The following is an 18,166-nucleotide window of genomic DNA, read 5'->3' as shown; positions in this document are numbered from 1 at the left end:
GCTGCCACCCTTACTCTGTATAACTGATTCAGCGGGGCAGCAAATGATAAAACCACCAGTCGCTAAAAAAATACCTCACGAGATGAGCGCGCACGGCGAGACGCGCATCGACAATTACTATTGGCTGCGTGATGACAAGCGTGAAGATACGGCCGTGCTGGACTATCTGCACGCGGAAAACGATTACGGGCAGGCCGTAATGCAGACGCAGCAGGCGCTGCAGGAAAAATTACTGAAAGAGATGGTCGATCGCGTGCCGCAGCGCGACAGTTCGGTTCCCTACGTCAAAAACGGCTATCGCTATCAGCGGCGCTACGATGAGGGCAACGAATATGCCGTCTACACCCGTCAGCCGGAAGAGACCGCCACGCCCGAAGAGTGGGAGGTGCTTGTTGACGGCAACCAGCGCGCCGCCCACAGCGAGTTTTATACGCTGGGCGGCCTCGGCATCAGCCCCAACAATGAAGTGATGGCGCTGGCGGAGGATTTTCTGTCGCGTCGTCAGTACGGCATCCGCTTCCGCAACCTTAAAACCGGCAACTGGTATCCGGAGGTGCTGGATCACGTTTCTTCCAGCTTCGTCTGGGCCAGCGACAGCCGCACTTTTTACTATGTGCTGAAGGACAAACAGACGCTGCTGCCCTGGCAGGTATGGCGTCACCGGCTGGGCACGCCACAGCGGGATGACGAACTGGTCTATGAAGAGCAGGATGAGACCTTTTACGTCAGCCTGCATAAAACGATGTCCGAGCACTTTATTCTGATTGTGCTCAATAGCACCACTACCAGCGAGATCCGACTGCTGGACGCCGAGTTTGCCGATGCACAGCCGCAAATATTCTGCCCGCGCCGCAAGGATCACGAATACAGCCTGGATCATCACGATCACCATTTTTACGTGCGATCCAACCGCGAAGGCAAAAATTTTGGCCTGTATCTCACCGATCACGTAAAAGAGGAAAAATGGCAAACGCTGATTGCGCCGCGCGAGCACGTTATGCTGGAGGATTTTGCGCTGTTTCGCGACTGGCTGGTGGTGGAGGAACGTCAGCGCGGCCTGACCAGCCTGCGGCAGATTAACTGGCAGAGCGGAGAAGATTACGGTATCGCTTTTGACGACCCGGCCTACGTCACCTGGCTTTCCGTCAATCCCACGGCAAACACCAGCAAGCTGCGCTATGGCTATTCCTCGATGACCACGCCGGACACGCTGTTCGAGCTGGATATGGATAGCGGCGAGCGGAAAATCCTCAAGCAGACGGAGGTTAAAGGTTTTGACGCCAACGACTACCGCAGCGAACACCACTGGATCAAGGCCCGTGACGGCGTGGAAGTGCCCGTTTCGCTGGTTTATCACCGTCAGCATTATCGACCGGGTAAAAGCCCGATGCTGGTTTACGGCTATGGCTCTTACGGCAGCTGTATGGATGCGGACTTCAGCTCCAGTCGCCTGAGCCTGTTGGATCGTGGCTTTGTCTTTGCGCTGGCGCACATTCGCGGCGGCGGCGAGCTGGGTCAGCAGTGGTATGAAGATGGCAAATTGCTGAACAAGCTTAATACCTTCCATGATTTTATCGACGTGACCAATACGCTGGTGGAAAAAGGCTATGGTGACCCGGAAAAACTCTATGCCATGGGCGGTAGCGCTGGCGGCCTGTTGATGGGCGCAGTTATCAATATGGCGCCGACGCGCTTTCACGGCGTGGTGGCGCAGGTGCCGTTTGTGGATGTGGTCACCACGATGCTGGACGAATCTATTCCGTTGACCACGGGAGAGTATGATGAGTGGGGCAATCCGGCGGACGAGCGGTACTATCGCTATATGCATCAGTACAGCCCTTATGACTGCGTCACCGCGCAGCAGTATCCACATATGTTGGTGACCACCGGGCTGCATGATTCCCAGGTTCAGTATTGGGAACCGGCGAAATGGGTCGCTAAGCTGCGTGAGTTTAAAACGGACGATAATCTGCTGCTGCTTTGTACCGATATGGATGCGGGGCACGGCGGTAAATCAGGCCGTTTTAAATCTTATGAGGGCGTTGCGCTGGAATACGCTTTCCTGATAGGCCTGGCGCAGGAGACGCTAAGCGCCGCCAGCGCTCGTTAATCCGCCGACAGAGCCCGTTCCATCGCGCTTTTCAGATCGGGTTTCAGATCCGGGATATTTTTTAGCATCCATTTCAGGTATCCCGGATCGCGCTTTACCACATCATCAATACGACTACCGCGATATTTGCCGAACGGGAAGGTGGCGCTGGAGCCACGAACCTGCATCCGGCGCACCATTTCCGGTGCATCCCAGCCGGAAAATTCCATAATACGGATCAGCAAGGCCGCCGTAACGTAGCAGTCGTATAGTGCCCGGTGAGCGTGAAGATCCGCCGGCGGCGTCACGTCCAGCTGTAAAGCTTCACGCAGCGCCTGGTTACCGTATTTTTTTCCGGGCCACAGGCCTCTTGCCAGCGTCATGGTACAAATCCATTCGCCCGGCATTTCCGGCAGCATCCGACGGTCAAAACTGGCATTGTGAGCAACGTAGTAAGGGCTGCCATGATAGCGGCCAATCGCTTCTTCAATGGTGGGCTTGCCCAGCACCATCGCTTCGGTGATACGGTGGATGGCCATAGCCTGACGGCTGATGGGGCGATCCGGACTGATCAGATCGCTCATAGGGTTCACGATCCTGCCGTCGATAACGTCAACGGAGGCGACTTCCACTACGCCGCCCTGCAAGCCACAGGTTTCGGTATCTATTACGCGTAACATAATTTCTCTCTTTCAGGGGGCGGTAGCCGTGCGTAAATCGTGCACTTCGCCCTGCCATTTGCTGTCCTGACGTCGGGCGATAACCAGCTGCTCGCCACGACCACCGGCGATAACCTGCTGACCATTTTCATCCCAGACGGCACTTTGCCCTGCGCTGTCAAAACCGCCCGTAGGCAGAGCGTGGTTAGCCATCAGCACGGCAATATTGAACTTGCGCGACCAGCGCGCCAGGTATTCGCAATCCTTGTGATAACCTTTTTCAGAAAGGAGCACGCTGGTGGCATAAAGATTAGCGCCACGATGCGCGGCGTCGCGTGCGTAGTCTTCCACGCTGATATCGGCACAGACCGCCATCGCCACATGATGATGTTGGTAGCCGAACACGGGAACGCTTTGTCCGGGATGGAAGAAGGGCTTTTCCGCCTCTATCAGATTTCGTTTAAAATAGGCCAGGCGTGTGCCGTCAGGCAAAAAAGCCAGCGCGCAAAGGCGTATTTTATCGCCATCCTGCAAAGGAACGCCGGTAACAATACTCATACGGTATTCGGTCGCCGCTTCGGCAAAAGCGTTAAGGCGCACATCGTCTATCGACATCGCCAGCTGGCTGGCGAGCGCAAGCTCATAACCAGTGATGGAAAGCTCCGGGAACAGCAGTAAATCAACCTGATGTTCAGCGGCCTGACGAACAAAAGCCAGATGGCGCTCTATATTCCACTCGATTTCTCCGGGACGAGACCCTGATTGCGCGGCGGCGATGCTCCAGACGGACATAAATATACTCGCAATACGGTTTTTGAGACGTTATCTCAACCGAAGCGACCAGGAAACACAAGTTATTCGCGTAACTATTTTTGCTTCGGCTCATACGGCAGGCGGGAAAGGCTGAGCGATGCCTGTCGATAATGCGTCAGCCGCTGACGAAACCAGTCGCGCAGGGCTTCCGGCTGCTCGCGCTCCACCATTTCCGCCACGACCGGCATATTGTAGCGCTCTTTAAACGCCACGCCTGCGGCAGCTATATCAACATTAATTTTGTCTTTTTCTTCCTGCGGCAGCACCGCCAGATTGTAGTTCATGATGGCCTCCATTGACTCGCGGCAAAAATAAAGCAGACGGCCGCGTTTCGCAAGCCTGACGGCGGAGTAAAGCCCTTAACGACTCGACACTTTATTGGTAGCGGAGTATTCTTTCGGCCTTGTCGCAGCCCCAGGCTGCACCAAACGGGATGGATTCAATGCGTAGGTCAATGATTTTCGCGCTGGCGCTGAGTGCCGCCGCTTTTTCACAGCAGGTTTCTGCTCATGCCCACCTTAAAAGCCAGTACCCGGCAGCGAATGCCAATGTGGAAGCTTCGCCGCAGGCGTTGACGCTGACGTTTTCGGAAGATATCGAACCGGCTTTCAGCGGCGTTGAGGTCACGAACGCTCAGCAGCATGCCATGCCGCTCTCTGAGGTCGAACGAGCGCCAAAACAGCATAATCAGCTGATCGTGCCGCTGGCGAAGCCGCTGAGCAGCGGACAGTATCAGGTCAGCTGGCATGTGCTGTCGGTTGATGGTCATAAAACTAAAGGAACCTACACCTTTAGCGTGAAGTAACATGTCTCTCAGCCTGTTTTATCAGCTTTCTCGCTGGCTGCATTTTGCCGCGTTGATGACGCTGACGGGCGGCGCAATCTACACCACGCTGTTGGCGCCCGCGCGTTTCCGACCGTATCTGGCACGGCGTCTTTGCCGGCTGCTGGTTGCGGCTTCGCTGCTTGCGCTGGTCACGGCGATAATGCTGCTGGTGGCGCAAACCGGCCTGATGGCCGACGGCTGGCGCGATATTGGCGATAGCGCCGTCTGGCAGGCAGTGCTGCAAACGCGTTTCGGGCAGGCCTGGCAATGGCAGCTGCTCGCCGCGCTGTTGGGCGTTGTCGCCTTATCAGCCAGGGGACAGCTACGGCAGTGGCTGTTATTACTGAGTGGGGCGGGGCAGCTGGTTGGGCTGGCCTTTGTGGGCCATGCGACCATGCTGGATGGCGCGGCCGGTTGGCTACAGCGTCTGAATCATAGCGTACATCTGCTGTCGGCTGCCTTCTGGGCGGGCGGCCTGCTCCCGGTAGTGATTTTGATGCGCGATATGACGCGGTTTCCGGCGGGCTATGACGCTATCCGTACGCTGATGCGTTTTTCCCGTTACGGTCACCTGGCCGTGGCGCTGGTTATTGCCAGCGGCACGATTGACGCTTTTATTCTGCTGCCTGGCTGGCCGCCGGCATTTGGACGCTACAGCCAGCTGTTGCTGCTGAAAGCGCTGTTGGTAGCGATGATGTGCGGTGTCGCGCTGTTTAATCGTTACTGGCTGGTGCCGCGCTTTCAGCCCGACGGGGAGCGCGCCCGTCACCTTTTTATCCTGACCACGCTGGCCGAGCTGCTGCTTGCCGCGTTGGTGATAGCGCTGGTGAGCGTCTTTGCTACTCTGGAACCAGCCTGAATTTTTACCGCCTGCTGTTGGGCGTTTTTACAAGAGGTAGTGCAACATCATGAAAAAATTAGTCGGCCTGATGCTAGCTTTAAGTTTTTGTTCCAGCGCGATGGCGTCAGAGGTTATTACCGTCAGCCGCTTTGAAGTTGGCAAGGACAAATGGGCCTTTAACCGCGAAGAGGTGATGCTGACCTGCACCAAAGACGGCGCGCTGTACGCAATTAATCCCAGCACGCTGATGCAGTATCCGCTGAACGATATCGCAAAGCAGCAGCTGAAAAGCGGGCAGGTAAAAGGCCAGCCGATTGACGTTATCCAGATTGACGACCCTGCGCAGCCGGGCCAGAAAAAGAGCCTGACGCCAATTATTGAGCGTGCGCAAAAGCTGTGTGATTAAACGTTTTACCGCGCTGGCTGCCCGGCCAGCGCGGTAGCAGTAATTATCCATTCCTGCCATCTCGTCACTGTTTCTGCCGTTACGATCACAGACCTGTCATATTTTAGCTGGCCCTGAACCCTACAGCTGGAAAAACCCCGCGCCTGTACTACCTTATAAAGAGCAAGGCGTCATAGCCTGCATAAATGCCAACTTTTAGCGCACGGCTCTTACCAGAGCCATTCCCCTGGACCAAAGACAGGAATCGTCTTTGGTCTTTTTTTGGTTGGGGTTTTAAAACAGTAACTTATAGCTAAATCAACCACTTAAACCTCACCCAATTGTACCGTATTGCTCCCTGTAGGATTCTGTGCCGCCATTTTGTCGCCATTTTGGCGAGCCATTCTTGCCAGCGGATTGTTGGTCACGGCCTCTTCCAAATGGTCAGGCGCAAAGTGCGCATAACGCATAGTTACCCTGATATCGGAATGCCCCAGGATGCGTTGTAATACCACGATATTACCTCCGGCCATCATAAAGTGACTGGCAAAGCTGTGACGCAGAACGTGGCTCATCTGGCCTTCTGGTAAAGTTATTTCGGCCAGACGTATCACGCGGTAAAACTGCCGATAGCACTCTGAGAAAAACTTGCCTTCTTTATCTTTAAGTTCGTTATACAAATCATCCCCGATAGGAACCGTACGGTTTTTCTTGCCTTTGGTGTTAATGAACGTGATTTTATTCGGAGATATCTGGCTCGCTTTCAGCCCTGCGGCTTCGCTCCAGCGCGCGCCTGTAGATAAACAAATTTTGACTATCAGTGTTAACTCTGGGTTGCCGTGTAGTTCACAGGCTGCAAGCAAGCGTAAGATTTGAGCATCGGTGAGCCACGCCATCTCTTTTTCAGGATCGTCAAATTCGCGAATATTTTTAAGCGGATTGGGATAGTTAATTTCTCCCAGCCGTTCCAGCTCGTTAAACACCGCTCTTAAAAAGCAGTGCTCACGATTGACCGTACCGACTTTCACTTTCAACGATTTCTCACTGGTTTTATAACCGTTTTCAATCAAACCGCTTAGACGGCGTTCGCGATAGTGTGCCCAGTCTTTAGCAGTTATAGATGTGGCAACCGGATCTCCCAAGCCCCGACAAATAATATGCAATTTTCCTAGGCGGCCTTTTTTATCTCCAAGTGAGCATCCATGAAGCTTGTACCACAAACTAATAAGCTCACTTAGCTTACGGCGATCTTCTTTATCGCCCAACCAGGGCTTGGTTTTTGCTTCTACCATTTGAAAATTTTCATAAGCGATGGCTTCAGTACGCGTTTTAAATTGTTTCCTGATGCGCTTGCCTTCGCGGCCATGTGGATAACATTCACAAAGCCATTTCCCATCTTTCTGTTTTCTGATTGCCATAGAGCCGCCTGAAAATAAAAGCATCAAAATACTGTATATAAAAACAGTATTCAATGTTTGATTTTTGGCTTTCATACAAAAGGGCTTAATGAAGAATGTTTTGGCAATCAATAAGAAGTCGAGGCTTTAGCGTTGAAGCGAGTAAAAAACCCGCTTTCGCGGGCATAATCAATGGAGCAGGGAAGGCTGTTGCGCGTTATGGGTAAAGCTCGGTACCTTATTAGTTTGTCCTGGCGAGACGATCATACCCGCGATGCTTTCATGTGTTTTGAAAGTGCAGCTGCAGTTGATGTTCTGGCACTGATGATAGCGTTCTTTAGTCTCGCGTGAGATATAGCGGCTGCTTTTGGCATGGGCAGCGGTCTGGCAAAGTGGGCAATGCATCATTGTCGAATTAACCTTTAAAAAGCGAAGCGGGGTAGGGGTGTTTGGATTTTGCATAATCAAACTTTAACTTGCAAATTTTAATTTATGATTGTATCACCCTGTTTCACCGTCTTCCGTATCGTAGTCGACATCAGATAAAAACACCTCAAACTCCAGCGCCGTCGTGTAGCCGCTGCCGCTCAGGCTGTGCATTACCTTGCTGATTAGCCACGGCTGCGCGTCGATCACCGCCTTAAACCCGCTTACCCTTACCGGCGTTTCCGGGAAGAGATCTGCCCGGCCCATTGCCAGCGTCAGCGAAAACTCGGCGACGCCGCGCTGCAGCTTGTCCCATTTTGCCTTTGCGGCCCGCATGGCGGCGGCTTTGGTGGCGTAAACCGTGGTCAGCGTAAACACGTTATCTTCCGTGCCGGCCAGATAGTCGCCTTCCTTTGCCTCCGGGGTTTTGGTAGCGGTGGCCTTTTTCTTTCTGGCCGCCGGATGCTCCAGCGCGCGCAGGTGCTTTTCCTTCGGCTTGCGCTTCACCTTTACCTTCTTCGGCTTCGGATCTCTAGTGTGCAGCCAGCTGGCCGACACGCCGGTATACGCGCCCCGGTCGGCAATGCTGAAGCTGTGCCGGTCGCCGTCCTGTCGCGTAATGTTCAGCTGCGGGATCGGTTTGCCGCTGGCCGTTACGCCGCTGCCCGGACGCAGGAACAGCAGCTTTCCTGCTTTCACGGCGGCCACCGCGCCGTACAGCGTGGCAAGGCGCGTCAGGAACGCCGCGTCGGTTTCCTGCGTCTGGTCGATATGGCTCACCGCCTGCGTGGCGAAACCGGCGGCCAGCACGGGGCTTAGCTTGTTGCGTCCGGCTATCTGCTTCACGACTTCGCCCAGGGTGGTATCGTGATACGACGCCTCGCGCCGCGAGTTAAGCGTCCCGCGAAAGTCCGCGCTACGCGCCCGGATGGTCATGGTGTCCGGCGCGCCGTGGTGCTCCACCTCGTCCACGGTAAACTCGCCCTTGCCGACCAGCGCCTGTCCTTTCCAGCCGAGAAACAGCTTAATCACCGCGCCGCGCACCGGCATCGCCAGCAGCCCGTCGGCGTCGTCCAGCTCAAGGTCGAGCTGGTCGGCCTCAAATCCCCGGTTATCCGTCAGCGTCAGCGAGATAAGCCGGGCGCGGATATTGGCCGTAACGTCCCTGGAGTTGACCGACAGCATAAAGTCCGGGGCCATCTGCGCGCCCGCCTGTATTGCCATGCTGCTGATGCTCATGACAGCAGCCCGCCCACGGTTGCGCTCACGCTGGCGGCGGTGGTTTTCGCCTGGCTGATAACCGATGTGACCTGGCTGGGCAGGCTGCCCGCGCCGCTTATCAGCCCGTCGGCCTGCTTCTGCAGGTCGCCGAACATCGACGTTAACGACTCGTCAACGCGCTTCAGGCTCAGCGTAAAGGTGATTTTCAACGCGCTGCCGTTGCTTAAAAACTCGCTGTGCGAGGCCGAAAAGTTCTCCGTGACGTACATCCCGTAAATGGTGCCGTTGCCGCCAATCAGCGGCCATGCCCGCCCCTCGTCGGCCAGCAGCTTAAAGCTCAGCAATGAGATTGCGCCGCCCGTGACTTCCGGGCGCAGCTCGCCGGTCAGGGTAATTTTTTCATCGCCCACGCCGAGAAACTGCGCCGACGCCCGCTGCCCGACGCGGCTGTTTGTGGGCCAGCGGTAGTCGATATTCTGCTGCATGTCCGAATAGGGCAGCGTCTGGCGCATAAACGGCAGCAGCCCGTAAATCATCATCATGTTTATTCCCATCCCATTTTGCTGCGCTGCTGCGCCTGGCGGTTGCGGTCGTTGCGCGCCTGCTGCTGCGCCATCAGCGCCAGCGCGTCGTCTTTGGTCATGCCCGGATGCATGTGGATATCGTACTGATAGTTGTTCTGGCTCTGGTCGCTGTAGCCGCCCGCAGCCGGGGACGTTACCGGCTTATAGGCGGGGCCGGTATCGGCCAGGCTCCACGGCAGGCCGTTCGGCGCGACCGGGTCGTGCTTATCCTTCGGATCGCCGCCCGGCACCTTGTCTTTTAAATCACCCGACTTGCTGTCGATAAGATGCAGCTTTTCCAGCATCCACGTGATGCCGTTCGTAAGCTGGTCGAGCGCTTTGCCGGGTATCTTCAGCCCCTCGGCCAGCGCGTTACCAAACTTTTTGCCCATGTCCCCGGCGTTTTTCAGCTCCGCCTGCGTGGACTTCACCGGCTCCAGCAGCTTTTTAAACCAGTTCCATGCGGCCTTTACCTTGTCAGTTACCCAGTCAAGGACGGGCTTCAGCGGCGCAAAGGCGTCGCTTATTGGCCCCGCCGCGGCAGCAAAGCCCTCGGCCACGCCGCCCATAAATGCCTTAATCGGCTGCCAGTACTTACGGATCAGCAGCGCCCCCGCAACCACGGCGGCCACCACGGCCACGACCGGCCATGAAATAAGGCCCATTTCCGTTACGATAGCCTCGCCCGCTTTGGTAAAGGCGGTGCGAAGCAGGCCCGCGCCGCCGATAAGCGCATTAACGCCGGTAATCACCGGCCAGGCGACAAGGCCAATCGCACCAATCGCGCCCACTAAAACCAGTCCCGCCGTGGCGGCCAGGGCCATCCCCTTTGCCAGCATTGGGTTTTTCTGGATCCAGCCGTCCACGTTCAGCAAAAATTTCGTGGTTTGCTTTGTCAGCGAGCGCAGGGTCTTATCGAGGCCGTCAAACAGATCGGTGCCGATAGCCTCTTTGGCCGACTGCAGTTCTTTAAGATCGCCGCCGAGGTTGTCCTGCTGCACGCTGACCAGCTTCGCCGTGCTGCCGTCCGAGCCTTTAAAGGTTTTCGTCAGTTTATCAAGCTGGCCGCTGGCGGCGGATTTCATCAGCGTGACGGCTGCCGACGCGGCCTCCTCGCCGAAGATGGTCTTCAGGTATTCCGCCTGCTGGGTATCGCCGAGCCTGTTTTTATCAAAGGACTTTTGCATCTCCTTCAGGATGGTGAAAAACGGCCGCAGGTTGCCCTTGCCGTCGGCGGTCTTCACGCCCAGCTCTTTAATCGCCTTAAACGCCTCGCCGGTCGGCCCCTGCACGCGCAGCAGCATGGCGCGAATGCCCGTCCCGGCCATGCTGCCGGTGGTGCCGTTGTTTGCCAGCGCGCCAATCATCGCCGCCGTCTGCTCGGCGCTGACCTTAGCGTTTTTTGCCACCGATGCGACGTAGGGCATGGCGTCGCTCAGGTCGTCGAATTTTGTCGCGGTTTTATTGAGCGTCGCGGATATCACGTCGCCCAGGTGCGCGACCTCGCTGTTAGCCAGCCCGAACGCGTTTTTCGTGCTCATTAAAAGCTCGGCGCTTTCTTCCATCGTGCGATTGTTTGCCAGCGACATATTCAGCGTTACCGGCGTGGCCGCCTTAATGTCGTCAACGTTCGCGCCCGATTTGGCGATAACGATTTGCGCCTGCGCGGCGTCGTTGGCCGAGGCCGCCGTGTTGTCGCCGATGCTGCGCGCCTGGGTGCGCAGCGACTGAAAGTCAGCGGAGTTTTTATCAATGCCGAGCGTTGCCTGAAGCGTGGAGTTGGCCAGCGCGAAGTCGTAGCCCGGACGCAGCACGGAAGATGCCGCGACCGCGCCAACCGTGGCCGCACCGACACCGGCCGCGCCGACGTTGCGCATTTTCGCCGACAGCTCCTGGCCCCTGCGGTAGCGTTCGCCGGTCTGGTTCAGCCGCTCCTGCTGCTGGTTCAGGCGCTGCAGCTCCATTTTCTGACGGCTCAGGCTGACGGTCGCCTGGGCGGCGGCGGTTTTCAGCCGCTGCTGCTCGCTGCCGAGGTTTTTGGTGGAGATCCCGGCGGCGTTCAGCGCCTCGCGCTGCTGCTGCACCGACAGGCGCAGGCCGTTGCTTTTGGTCTGCAACGCGCCCGCCGCCTGCCGGGCTTTTTCCAGCGCGCGGGCCTGCGCCGTGGTGGGCTTTTCGGTGTTTTTAAAGGCCACGGCCAGCGCGGCCGCCTCGGCTTTGGCGTCCTTCAGGCTCTGCTGCGTGACGGCCAGCTGTGCGCTTGATTTGCGAAAGCCGTCAATCTTCGCCGCCTGCGCGTCCAGTTCCTTCAGGCTGCTTTGCGCGTCGCGGATGCCGCCCGCCAGCTTTTTCGTCTGGTTCTGAATGGCCTTAAACGGGCGCGTCGCCTGGTCTACCGCCTTCAGCAGCACCTGCAACTTGAGGTTATTCATCGGTCTTTACTCCGCTGCGAATGATGGCCTTATGCCGCCAGTCGATAAGTTCGGCCAGCGGCATGGCGTACATTTCAGACGGCGGCCAGTGAAACACCGTCGCTATGTCCGCCATCAGGTCGTTAACGGTCAGCGCTTTGGGCCAGCTTACGCGTCCGACTTCGGCGACAAAAAACCAATCACCTTACCGGCCAGCGCAATCAGGTCGGCCGGGTCGAGGTTCAGACACTCGGCCTTCGTCAGCGCGGGCAGGGTAATGCGCGGCAGTACGGTGATCAGCGTGTCCACGTCCGAGCCTGCAAGGTCGGCAAGGCGGGTGCCGCGCAGCGCGCCGGAGTTGGGCTTAATCACCTCAACGGTATTAATTGCCTGCTCGCCGCGCATCACCGGGGTTTCCAGGGTAACGGTGTTTTCTTTGTTTTCCATGATTGTTCTCTCTGTAAAAGGGGATAAGGCCAGCGCCCGGCGCTGGCGCAGGGGTTAAACGAGGCCGATATTTTTGCGGCGCTGCTCCAGACGGTCGGTGCCGTTCACTTTCTCCACCATGTTGATGGTGTCGATTTCGATCAGCTCTTTGCCGTTAAAGGTCATTTTGTAATAGGTGCATTTGGTGGTGATTTTGGTTTCCGTGTCCTCGCCCTGTTTGGCCTCGCCAAAATCAAACGCCTGATGTTTTCCGCGTACCTCAATTTCCACCGGGATTTCCTCGCCGGTGTCGTCGCGCTGGTACGAGCCGGTAAAACGCAGCGGCACGGACGTTGCGCCCCACTGAGTCAGCACCAGCTCGTCGATGCCGCCGATGCTCCATTCCATATCCAGCGCGTCGTCGTCGAGGCCCATATCGATATGCGCCGCGCCGCTCATGCCGCCGCCCCGGAACGGGTCAAGCTTGCGGCTCAGCTTCGGCAGCGTGACGCTGGTCACAACGCCCTGATAGCTGTTGGCGTCGTTAAAAAGGTTCATTCCCTTTAGTTTTCGTGGCAGTGCCATTTAAAAGTCCTCAGCTGTTAACGGACGCGGCGAAGTTCGCCAGATAGGAGTCGGTAATACGCTGGCGCAGGGTTAAATCTTCCAGCGGTGGCACCGGCGTGTAGTCGTAGTCAATCGACAGCCTGCCCGCCTTCAGCGTATCCTTGTCGTTGGCCGCCTCGTCATACCAGCACGACGCGCCCAGCAGATAACCGGCGTTGACCAGCTCGCGGAATTTGGCATTGATGCCCGCGATAATCTCGCGCACCAGTACCGGCGTCAGCGGCTTGTCGTTGGCCCACATATGCGCCTCGGCCATCGTGTCGGCCAGTACCTGCGCGGTGCGGATGTAGTTCTCAAACGCGAACAGCGGATCGTCGCTGCAGGTGCGGTTGCCCCAGAAGCGAAAGCCGTCCTTGCGGATAAGGGTGGTCACACAGGCTTCGTTAAGCAGGTCGGCGTCGGTGCCGGTCTGCTGCAAGTCCCAGAAGACGCCCGCCGAAATACCGGTGACGCCGTTCACGCCGACGTTAGAAAGCGTCTTGTGCCAGCCGGTGTCGTTGTCGATTTTGGCGCGCAGGCCCAGCGCGCGGGCGGTGGCGTAGGCGGTTTCGGACGCGTTGGCCGTGGTGTTCCAGGCAATGAAATCCGGCCAGATAACCATGATTTCGCGCTGGCTGAAGTTCTCGCGGTACTTCATGGCGTCGGAAACGGTTTTGCAGTTCCACGCCGAGACGTAGCAGAAGGCGCGCAGCTGCTGCGCGATGCTGGCAAGCGCGGTCGCCACCTCCAGCGAATCGAGGCCCGGCACGCCGAGGATGCGCGGCTTGACGTCGAGCTGGGTCTGCGCGCTTAACAGCGCCTTCATGCCGGTATACTGGCCGTTTTCGTCGGTGGTGCCGATGATATTGGAGATGGTTTCCGCGTCGGTTGCGCCTTCGGCCACGCGCACCACGACGGTAACGGGCTTTGACTGGTCAGCAATCGCCTGCAGGGACGCGGCCAGCGTGCCTTTTTTACCGGCTTTGGCAATACCGGCCTGCACGTTGGTCAGGAGTACCGGCATGTTCAGCGGGAACGCGGTCGCGTCGGCGTCTTCGGCGGTACAGACCAGCCCGACAATCGCCGTGGAGACGGTGGAAATGGTGCGCGTGCCGTCGTTGATTTCGACGACGCGGACACCGTGATGATAATCAGACATCTGATGCACTCCGTTAAATGGGTGCGCTCAGATTGCCCGTTCAGGCGCGGCGGTGCATGCGATTGGGGTTTGCTGATAGCTCAAAGGACATAAATCAAAAATGGTCAAGGAACGCACGTTTCATTACAATGCAGTAACAAAAAAGTTACCTAAATCAATCTGCAAACAATATTAGAATGGAGGCATAGTGAAAATTTGGATTCTGTTTACTATTTTTATAACAGGTTGCACCCCTGTATCTAGCCATTATCAAAGCACTAACACGGTGAACATGCCACATCCTGTAAATTTATGTAGAATTCAAAAAAACGTTGAAAATTCAGATGTGGTTACAACTAAAATATTGCACGATATAAGCACAACCTTGAATCACTCACCAAACACCTCTTATACATTTAATAATATAGGCGATACATCTCTAAGCCTTCCTTTTGATCTACAATACAACTCTGAAAAAAACTTTTCCATTATGGCTTCCATTCTTTCTGAAATAAAAACACAACTACAGAAAATAAATGACAACCAAAAAGAAGCGGTAGTTCAAAATCAAGAGAAAAAAGGCGAAGAAACCTTAGAGCAATTCAAAAAACTTCTCTTAGCAAGCATCCCCTTTTTTTTATTTCTTTGGGGTTTAATAAATTATCGTACATCTGAAGCAAGAGCTAAAGTGGCGACATTAGCGCCTTTATTAGAAAAAGCTTCCGATGCGATAAAAACCGCCTCTGAGAAATTTAACTCATCTGGTTCTATTAATGAAAATGATTTACAAGAGTTCACGATCCCAATGCTTAATTTAGAAAGAGCGCTTCGTGACACAACCCCCACTGATTATATCATTGAGCAAAACAATGACGCATTTAAATCTATAAGAGCATTAATGCCTGCAAAGGTAGTTATTGAAATTAAAAATAAAGATTTATTAAGTAAACTTCAACTCAGCCTTGCAGCAAACCTTATAAACCATGTATACATAGGGCACATCATATCGGAATTATCTCGTGATTATAACATCATTGATGAAAAACTTCTTGCAGAAAAAAGAAGTTATTTCAGTTTCAAAAAAGCACTCTTTGATGTGTTTTTTGCGATAGTTTTCATAGGGATATTCTCGATTTATTTAATAGCTGTCGCTTTTTATAATAAATAGTATGTGAAGGGATGCCATATAAGCATCCCGCAATTTTAATTAGGTTTGCTTGGCCATTCTATATCTGTTGTGGTTGATAGATCTAAAGTCTGCACAGCCTGCACATACTTCATCCACGCGGTAAGCGATGCCTTATCCGCATCGGTGATCATGTCGAGCCTGAGCTGCGTCTGCCACGCCTGCGTCGTGGTGTTGGCTTCGCTGATGCGCGCTGCCTTTTCCGCTTCGGCTTCGCTCACCGCTGCAGCCTGCTGCGCGTCACCGTCCGTTACCCATTTTTCGCCATCCCACTTATCAAAGGCGGTTGCCGGTGCCTGTGTGGTGGTGCCTGCCGGGTAATCGCCCGGCGCGGTGATTGCTGTCGCCGAGCCGTCCGCCGTGGAATAAACCGTTTCGCCCCGGCGATCGGCCACGGTCTGCCAGCCGCCGTCCCGGTAAATTGACACAAAGCCGGTTTCTGCAGACGGTGGCGCGCTGCTGCAGGCGCACGCCGGAACGCCCACGCCCTGCGGTAAATATTCATCCGTTGCGCCGGTAAACTCGCCGCTCAGGCTGTCGTAGTTATAAACGGTCAGCGTGCCGGACGCTTTTGCCAGGCCGTTTTTATCCAGGGTAATCGTTGCCATTATGCGGCCCTCACGATGTAGTTAAACGCGATATTGCGCGGGCGGGTTTCAGCAGCAGAGCGAATAACCAGCCGCGTGACGGATGTGCCGGTGCCGTCAGAAAAATTGCTCCCGTCAGCAATGCCGTTAATGGCATCAGAGCTTTGGGCTGCCCGGCTGGTAAGTACCAAAAGACTTTTAACCGTCAGGCCGTTAGACGCGTAGCCAACCCCCATCGCATCTAACTGTGAGGACTGAACGGCGCGCCCGGTATCCACGCCGCGCCCGTCGTCCCAGCCGCGAATAAACTCGCCTCGCAGGTCGGGCAGCTTCAGCGACGGATAGGCCTTCGCCAGCAGCGGATAGGTCGTGGCGCTGAACGAGGCGCCGTTGCACTTCAGCCAGCCAGCGGGGGCGGTTGCCGCCGGATAAGGCAGAGGTACGCCAACCGGCACCGCCGACCCGTCGCCCAGGCCCAGCGCGGCAAGTGCTTTCGCAACCAGTCCGGCGTCCTTAATTTCTGCCAGCGCGTTGGCCGTCTGCAGATACTGGCCGTGCGGGTTCGCTGCCGCAACGTGCGCGGCCAGCGCCTTGTCGGCATACGCCTTTACCTCAATCACCGCGTTATCGACGTACTGCCGCGTAGCCAGCACCACGGCAGGGTCGATTTTCAGCGTGACCGCGCTTGTGCTGTTGACGATTAAAATCATGCGCACCGTCTGCGTGCGGCCGCTGCCCTCGGCGAGCTGCGGCTTGTAGGTTTCCGCGCAGTTAGCCACGGCAATCAGCACGCCGTCGGCGTCAAACAGCCCGATTTCCCGGATCCAGAAGCCGCCCTCGCTTTCGGGGATAATCTGCTCGGCAATAATCTGGCTGCTGTTGGCCGCGTCAACCGTCAGCGCGTTCAGCGAGGCCCGGCGCTTTTCGCCGATAAGCCTGGTTTGTGCCGCATCGGGCGTGGGCAGCGTGCCGCCGCCGTCGCCCACGGCCATTTCGGTAATCTGCAGCGTTGTGCCGAGCGCCGCAGCGTTCGCCAGCCTGGCCGCGCCCTGGCTGGTCAGCAGGGCAAAATATTTCGTGGTCATGTGCTCACTTCCGTCAGGTCAATAAGATGCACCGCCGCGCCGGAATAAACCGGCCCGCCGACGCTGATAAGTTCAGGGGTATAGGGGTAAACCGTCAGCTCGTCGCCGCTGTAGCAGGCGGCACCAACCGGCAGCGCGCCGCTGGCGTCGAGGTTAATCGACAGCCCGATAAGGTGGCGGCTGCACGGTTTCGCGTCGGCTATCAGGCGCTCCAGCTCGTTATACATTTCCTCCGTAATACCGGTATCCAGCACGCCCACGTCGAGGCGAAACGTGCCCGGCTCGCCGCCGGTCTTCCACCATTCAACGATGCGGATAAGGTAGCCGAGCGGCTCCACCACGCGCCGGATCGAGCCGAGCGTGCCCTTATGCTTATGCACGTACTGCGAGGCCGACACCACGGCGCGCTTTGTGGACTCGCTCCAGCCCGCGTCCCAGCGGTCAACCGACCACGCCCAGGCGAGGTATGGCAGCAGCTCCACCGGGCAGGTTTGCGGGTTCCACAGCTGGCGCAGCGGCGCCGGAATGGCCTCAATCGTGGCGCAGGCTTCGGCGGCGGCCACCTCCAGCGCCGACGAGCCGGACGGCAGCAGGCGATCACTCATCCGAACCCCCGACCATAATGCCGTAGCCGGTGCAGTACGCGGCCTGGGTTTTATCCAGCACCACGTCGGCGGCGGGCTGTGTCAGCTCCACGCGCTGCACGCCTTCAACGTGCAGGGCCGCATAAAGCGCCGATTTGCGGATATCCCTGCCGAGGCGGGCCTGCGCGCTGACAAAGGCGGCAAGTTTTGCCTCGGCAGCGGCTCGTATGGGTTCGGCTTCCGGCCCCGGATAGAGGTACAACACCGCTTCCACGGCGTAATCCACAATCGCCGCCGACTGCACCGTTACCCGGTCGGCCACCGGGCGCACGTCTTCATCGTTTAAGGCGGCATCCACCACGGCCAGCAGGTCAGCGGCCGCCTCGCCGTTGCCCTCACGCGACAGCACGGTGACGGTGACGCAGGCGGGCGACGGGCTGATGGCAGACGCATCCGCCACGCGGCCGTCGGCGCTTCTGGCGTGGTACTCATACGCGCCGGACGGCCCGGCCACGCTCAACCCTTCAAAGGCGGCGGCAATGCGCACGCGGAAATCATCGTCGCTTTCCATCACTGCGGCGGTCGGCGGGGTTGCGGTATCGTCGGCAGCCGTCAGCGTCAGGCGGGTAACGCCGTTATTTGCGCCGAGCTGGTCTAAATCATCCGCCAGGGCATAGGCCACCATGACGGCCTTTGCCGCCTCGTTGACGCGCTGGCGCAGGATAACCTCGCGGTAGGCGTTTTCCTGCAGCAGCTTCACCACCGGCTCGGACTCCAGCGCCAGCGTACGCGCAACGGCGTCCTGCTGCTCCGCCGGATACAGCGATACCAGCGTGGCCTTGCGCTCGTTGAGTAACGTTTCATAGTCCAGCACTCCCACCACGTCGGGCGCGGGTAGCTGGCTCAGGTCGATAGTTGCCATA

General features: G+C 56.9%; 21 protein-coding genes. 5 read left to right on the top strand and 16 right to left on the bottom strand.

Annotation, left to right across the window (positions count from 1 at the left end; genetic code table 11):
- Positions 1 to 46 precede the first annotated feature (46 nt).
- Positions 47 to 2,110: a prolyl oligopeptidase family serine peptidase gene (locus tag EGK14_RS04580; RefSeq protein WP_125287991.1), complete on the top strand. Its 2,064-nt coding sequence runs from the start codon at positions 47 to 49 to the stop codon at positions 2,108 to 2,110.
- Here the strand turns inward: EGK14_RS04580 and exoX are convergent.
- The 3 genes from exoX to EGK14_RS04565 all read right to left on the bottom strand — a co-directional run bounded on the left by exoX (position 2,107) and on the right by EGK14_RS04565 (position 3,845).
- On the bottom strand, positions 2,107 to 2,769 hold the full coding sequence (exoX, locus tag EGK14_RS04575; protein WP_125287891.1) for an exodeoxyribonuclease X: 663 nt from the start codon (positions 2,767 to 2,769) through the stop codon (positions 2,107 to 2,109). The genes EGK14_RS04580 and exoX overlap by 4 nt on opposite strands.
- Before the next feature lie 12 nt (positions 2,770 to 2,781).
- Complete coding sequence (locus tag EGK14_RS04570; RefSeq protein WP_125287890.1) at positions 2,782 to 3,540, bottom strand: carbon-nitrogen hydrolase family protein; 759 nt, start codon at positions 3,538 to 3,540, stop codon at positions 2,782 to 2,784.
- Positions 3,541 to 3,614: 74 nt separating this feature from the next.
- Positions 3,615 to 3,845 (bottom strand): DNA polymerase III subunit theta, encoded by a 231-nt coding sequence (locus EGK14_RS04565; RefSeq protein WP_125287889.1) that lies wholly within the window; start codon positions 3,843 to 3,845, stop codon positions 3,615 to 3,617.
- Between the two features lie 149 nt (positions 3,846 to 3,994).
- Here EGK14_RS04565 and yobA point away from each other — a divergent pair, with 149 nt between their 5' ends.
- From yobA to EGK14_RS04550, 3 genes are read left to right on the top strand one after another with little or no spacing between them, the layout of a single operon-like run.
- On the top strand, positions 3,995 to 4,366 hold the full coding sequence (gene yobA / locus EGK14_RS04560) for a CopC domain-containing protein YobA (RefSeq protein ID WP_370255978.1): 372 nt from the start codon (positions 3,995 to 3,997) through the stop codon (positions 4,364 to 4,366).
- A gap of 1 nt (position 4,367) precedes the next feature.
- Positions 4,368 to 5,246: a copper homeostasis membrane protein CopD gene (gene copD, locus EGK14_RS04555; RefSeq protein WP_125287887.1), complete on the top strand. Its 879-nt coding sequence runs from the start codon at positions 4,368 to 4,370 to the stop codon at positions 5,244 to 5,246.
- A 49-nt stretch (positions 5,247 to 5,295) separates the two neighbouring features.
- Positions 5,296 to 5,634 carry a YebY family protein gene (locus EGK14_RS04550; RefSeq protein ID WP_125287886.1) on the top strand — a complete coding sequence of 113 codons (339 nt, stop codon included), beginning with the start codon at positions 5,296 to 5,298 and terminating at the stop codon, positions 5,632 to 5,634.
- 305 nt (positions 5,635 to 5,939) lie between these two features.
- Here EGK14_RS04550 and EGK14_RS04545 read toward each other — a convergent pair whose 3' ends face one another.
- The 9 genes from EGK14_RS04545 to EGK14_RS04505 form a co-directional block, all read right to left on the bottom strand.
- Positions 5,940 to 7,031: a tyrosine-type recombinase/integrase gene (locus tag EGK14_RS04545; protein ID WP_125287990.1), complete on the bottom strand. Its 1,092-nt coding sequence runs from the start codon at positions 7,029 to 7,031 to the stop codon at positions 5,940 to 5,942.
- Positions 7,032 to 7,199: 168 nt separating this feature from the next.
- Positions 7,200 to 7,418: an ogr/Delta-like zinc finger family protein gene (locus tag EGK14_RS04540; protein WP_125287885.1), complete on the bottom strand. Its 219-nt coding sequence runs from the start codon at positions 7,416 to 7,418 to the stop codon at positions 7,200 to 7,202.
- A 93-nt stretch (positions 7,419 to 7,511) separates the two neighbouring features.
- Positions 7,512 to 8,675, bottom strand: a complete 1,164-nt coding sequence (locus EGK14_RS04535; RefSeq protein WP_125287884.1) for a phage late control D family protein — start codon at positions 8,673 to 8,675, stop codon at positions 7,512 to 7,514.
- Positions 8,672 to 9,199 carry a phage tail protein gene (locus tag EGK14_RS04530; RefSeq protein ID WP_125287883.1) on the bottom strand — a complete coding sequence of 176 codons (528 nt, stop codon included), beginning with the start codon at positions 9,197 to 9,199 and terminating at the stop codon, positions 8,672 to 8,674. Before EGK14_RS04530 ends, EGK14_RS04535 begins: the two co-directional genes overlap by 4 nt.
- Positions 9,200 to 9,201: 2 nt before the next feature.
- The gene (locus EGK14_RS04525) at positions 9,202 to 11,652 is read right to left on the bottom strand and encodes a phage tail tape measure protein (RefSeq protein WP_125287882.1); all 2,451 of its coding nucleotides are present in this window, start codon (positions 11,650 to 11,652) and stop codon (positions 9,202 to 9,204) included.
- On the bottom strand, positions 11,645 to 11,767 hold the full coding sequence (locus EGK14_RS21830; RefSeq protein WP_125287881.1) for a GpE family phage tail protein: 123 nt from the start codon (positions 11,765 to 11,767) through the stop codon (positions 11,645 to 11,647). The genes EGK14_RS04525 and EGK14_RS21830 overlap by 8 nt, the downstream gene beginning before the upstream one ends.
- 32 nt (positions 11,768 to 11,799) lie before the next feature.
- Positions 11,800 to 12,078: a phage tail assembly protein gene (locus EGK14_RS04515; RefSeq protein ID WP_125287880.1), complete on the bottom strand. Its 279-nt coding sequence runs from the start codon at positions 12,076 to 12,078 to the stop codon at positions 11,800 to 11,802.
- A gap of 54 nt (positions 12,079 to 12,132) precedes the next feature.
- Positions 12,133 to 12,642 carry a phage major tail tube protein gene (locus EGK14_RS04510; protein ID WP_125287879.1) on the bottom strand — a complete coding sequence of 170 codons (510 nt, stop codon included), beginning with the start codon at positions 12,640 to 12,642 and terminating at the stop codon, positions 12,133 to 12,135.
- 10 nt (positions 12,643 to 12,652) lie between these two features.
- The gene (locus EGK14_RS04505) at positions 12,653 to 13,822 is read right to left on the bottom strand and encodes a phage tail sheath protein (RefSeq protein WP_125287878.1); all 1,170 of its coding nucleotides are present in this window, start codon (positions 13,820 to 13,822) and stop codon (positions 12,653 to 12,655) included.
- A gap of 187 nt (positions 13,823 to 14,009) precedes the next feature.
- On the opposite strand from EGK14_RS04505, the gene EGK14_RS04500 reads away from it, so the two are divergent.
- The gene (locus tag EGK14_RS04500) at positions 14,010 to 14,969 is read left to right on the top strand and encodes a hypothetical protein (RefSeq protein WP_125287877.1); all 960 of its coding nucleotides are present in this window, start codon (positions 14,010 to 14,012) and stop codon (positions 14,967 to 14,969) included.
- Between the two features lie 35 nt (positions 14,970 to 15,004).
- On the opposite strand, the gene EGK14_RS04495 is transcribed toward EGK14_RS04500, so the two are convergent.
- The 4 genes from EGK14_RS04495 to EGK14_RS04480 are packed head-to-tail and all read right to left on the bottom strand — an operon-like array spanning position 15,005 to position 18,165.
- Entirely contained in the window at positions 15,005 to 15,595 is a 591-nt protein-coding gene (locus EGK14_RS04495; protein ID WP_125287876.1) for a tail fiber assembly protein, read from the bottom strand.
- Positions 15,595 to 16,659 carry a phage tail protein gene (locus tag EGK14_RS04490; protein ID WP_125287875.1) on the bottom strand — a complete coding sequence of 355 codons (1,065 nt, stop codon included), beginning with the start codon at positions 16,657 to 16,659 and terminating at the stop codon, positions 15,595 to 15,597. Before EGK14_RS04490 ends, EGK14_RS04495 begins: the two co-directional genes overlap by 1 nt.
- Entirely contained in the window at positions 16,656 to 17,264 is a 609-nt protein-coding gene (locus EGK14_RS04485) for a phage tail protein I (RefSeq protein WP_125287874.1), read from the bottom strand. Before EGK14_RS04485 ends, EGK14_RS04490 begins: the two co-directional genes overlap by 4 nt.
- On the bottom strand, positions 17,257 to 18,165 hold the full coding sequence (locus EGK14_RS04480) for a baseplate assembly protein (RefSeq protein ID WP_125287873.1): 909 nt from the start codon (positions 18,163 to 18,165) through the stop codon (positions 17,257 to 17,259). Before EGK14_RS04480 ends, EGK14_RS04485 begins: the two co-directional genes overlap by 8 nt.
- Position 18,166 lies beyond the last annotated feature (1 nt).

Source organism: Erwinia sp. 198 (genome assembly GCF_003937915.1).
In the GTDB taxonomy this organism is placed as follows: Bacteria; Pseudomonadota; Gammaproteobacteria; order Enterobacterales; family Enterobacteriaceae; genus Erwinia; species Erwinia aeris.
This window is presented reverse-complemented; position numbering and strand designations above follow the sequence as displayed.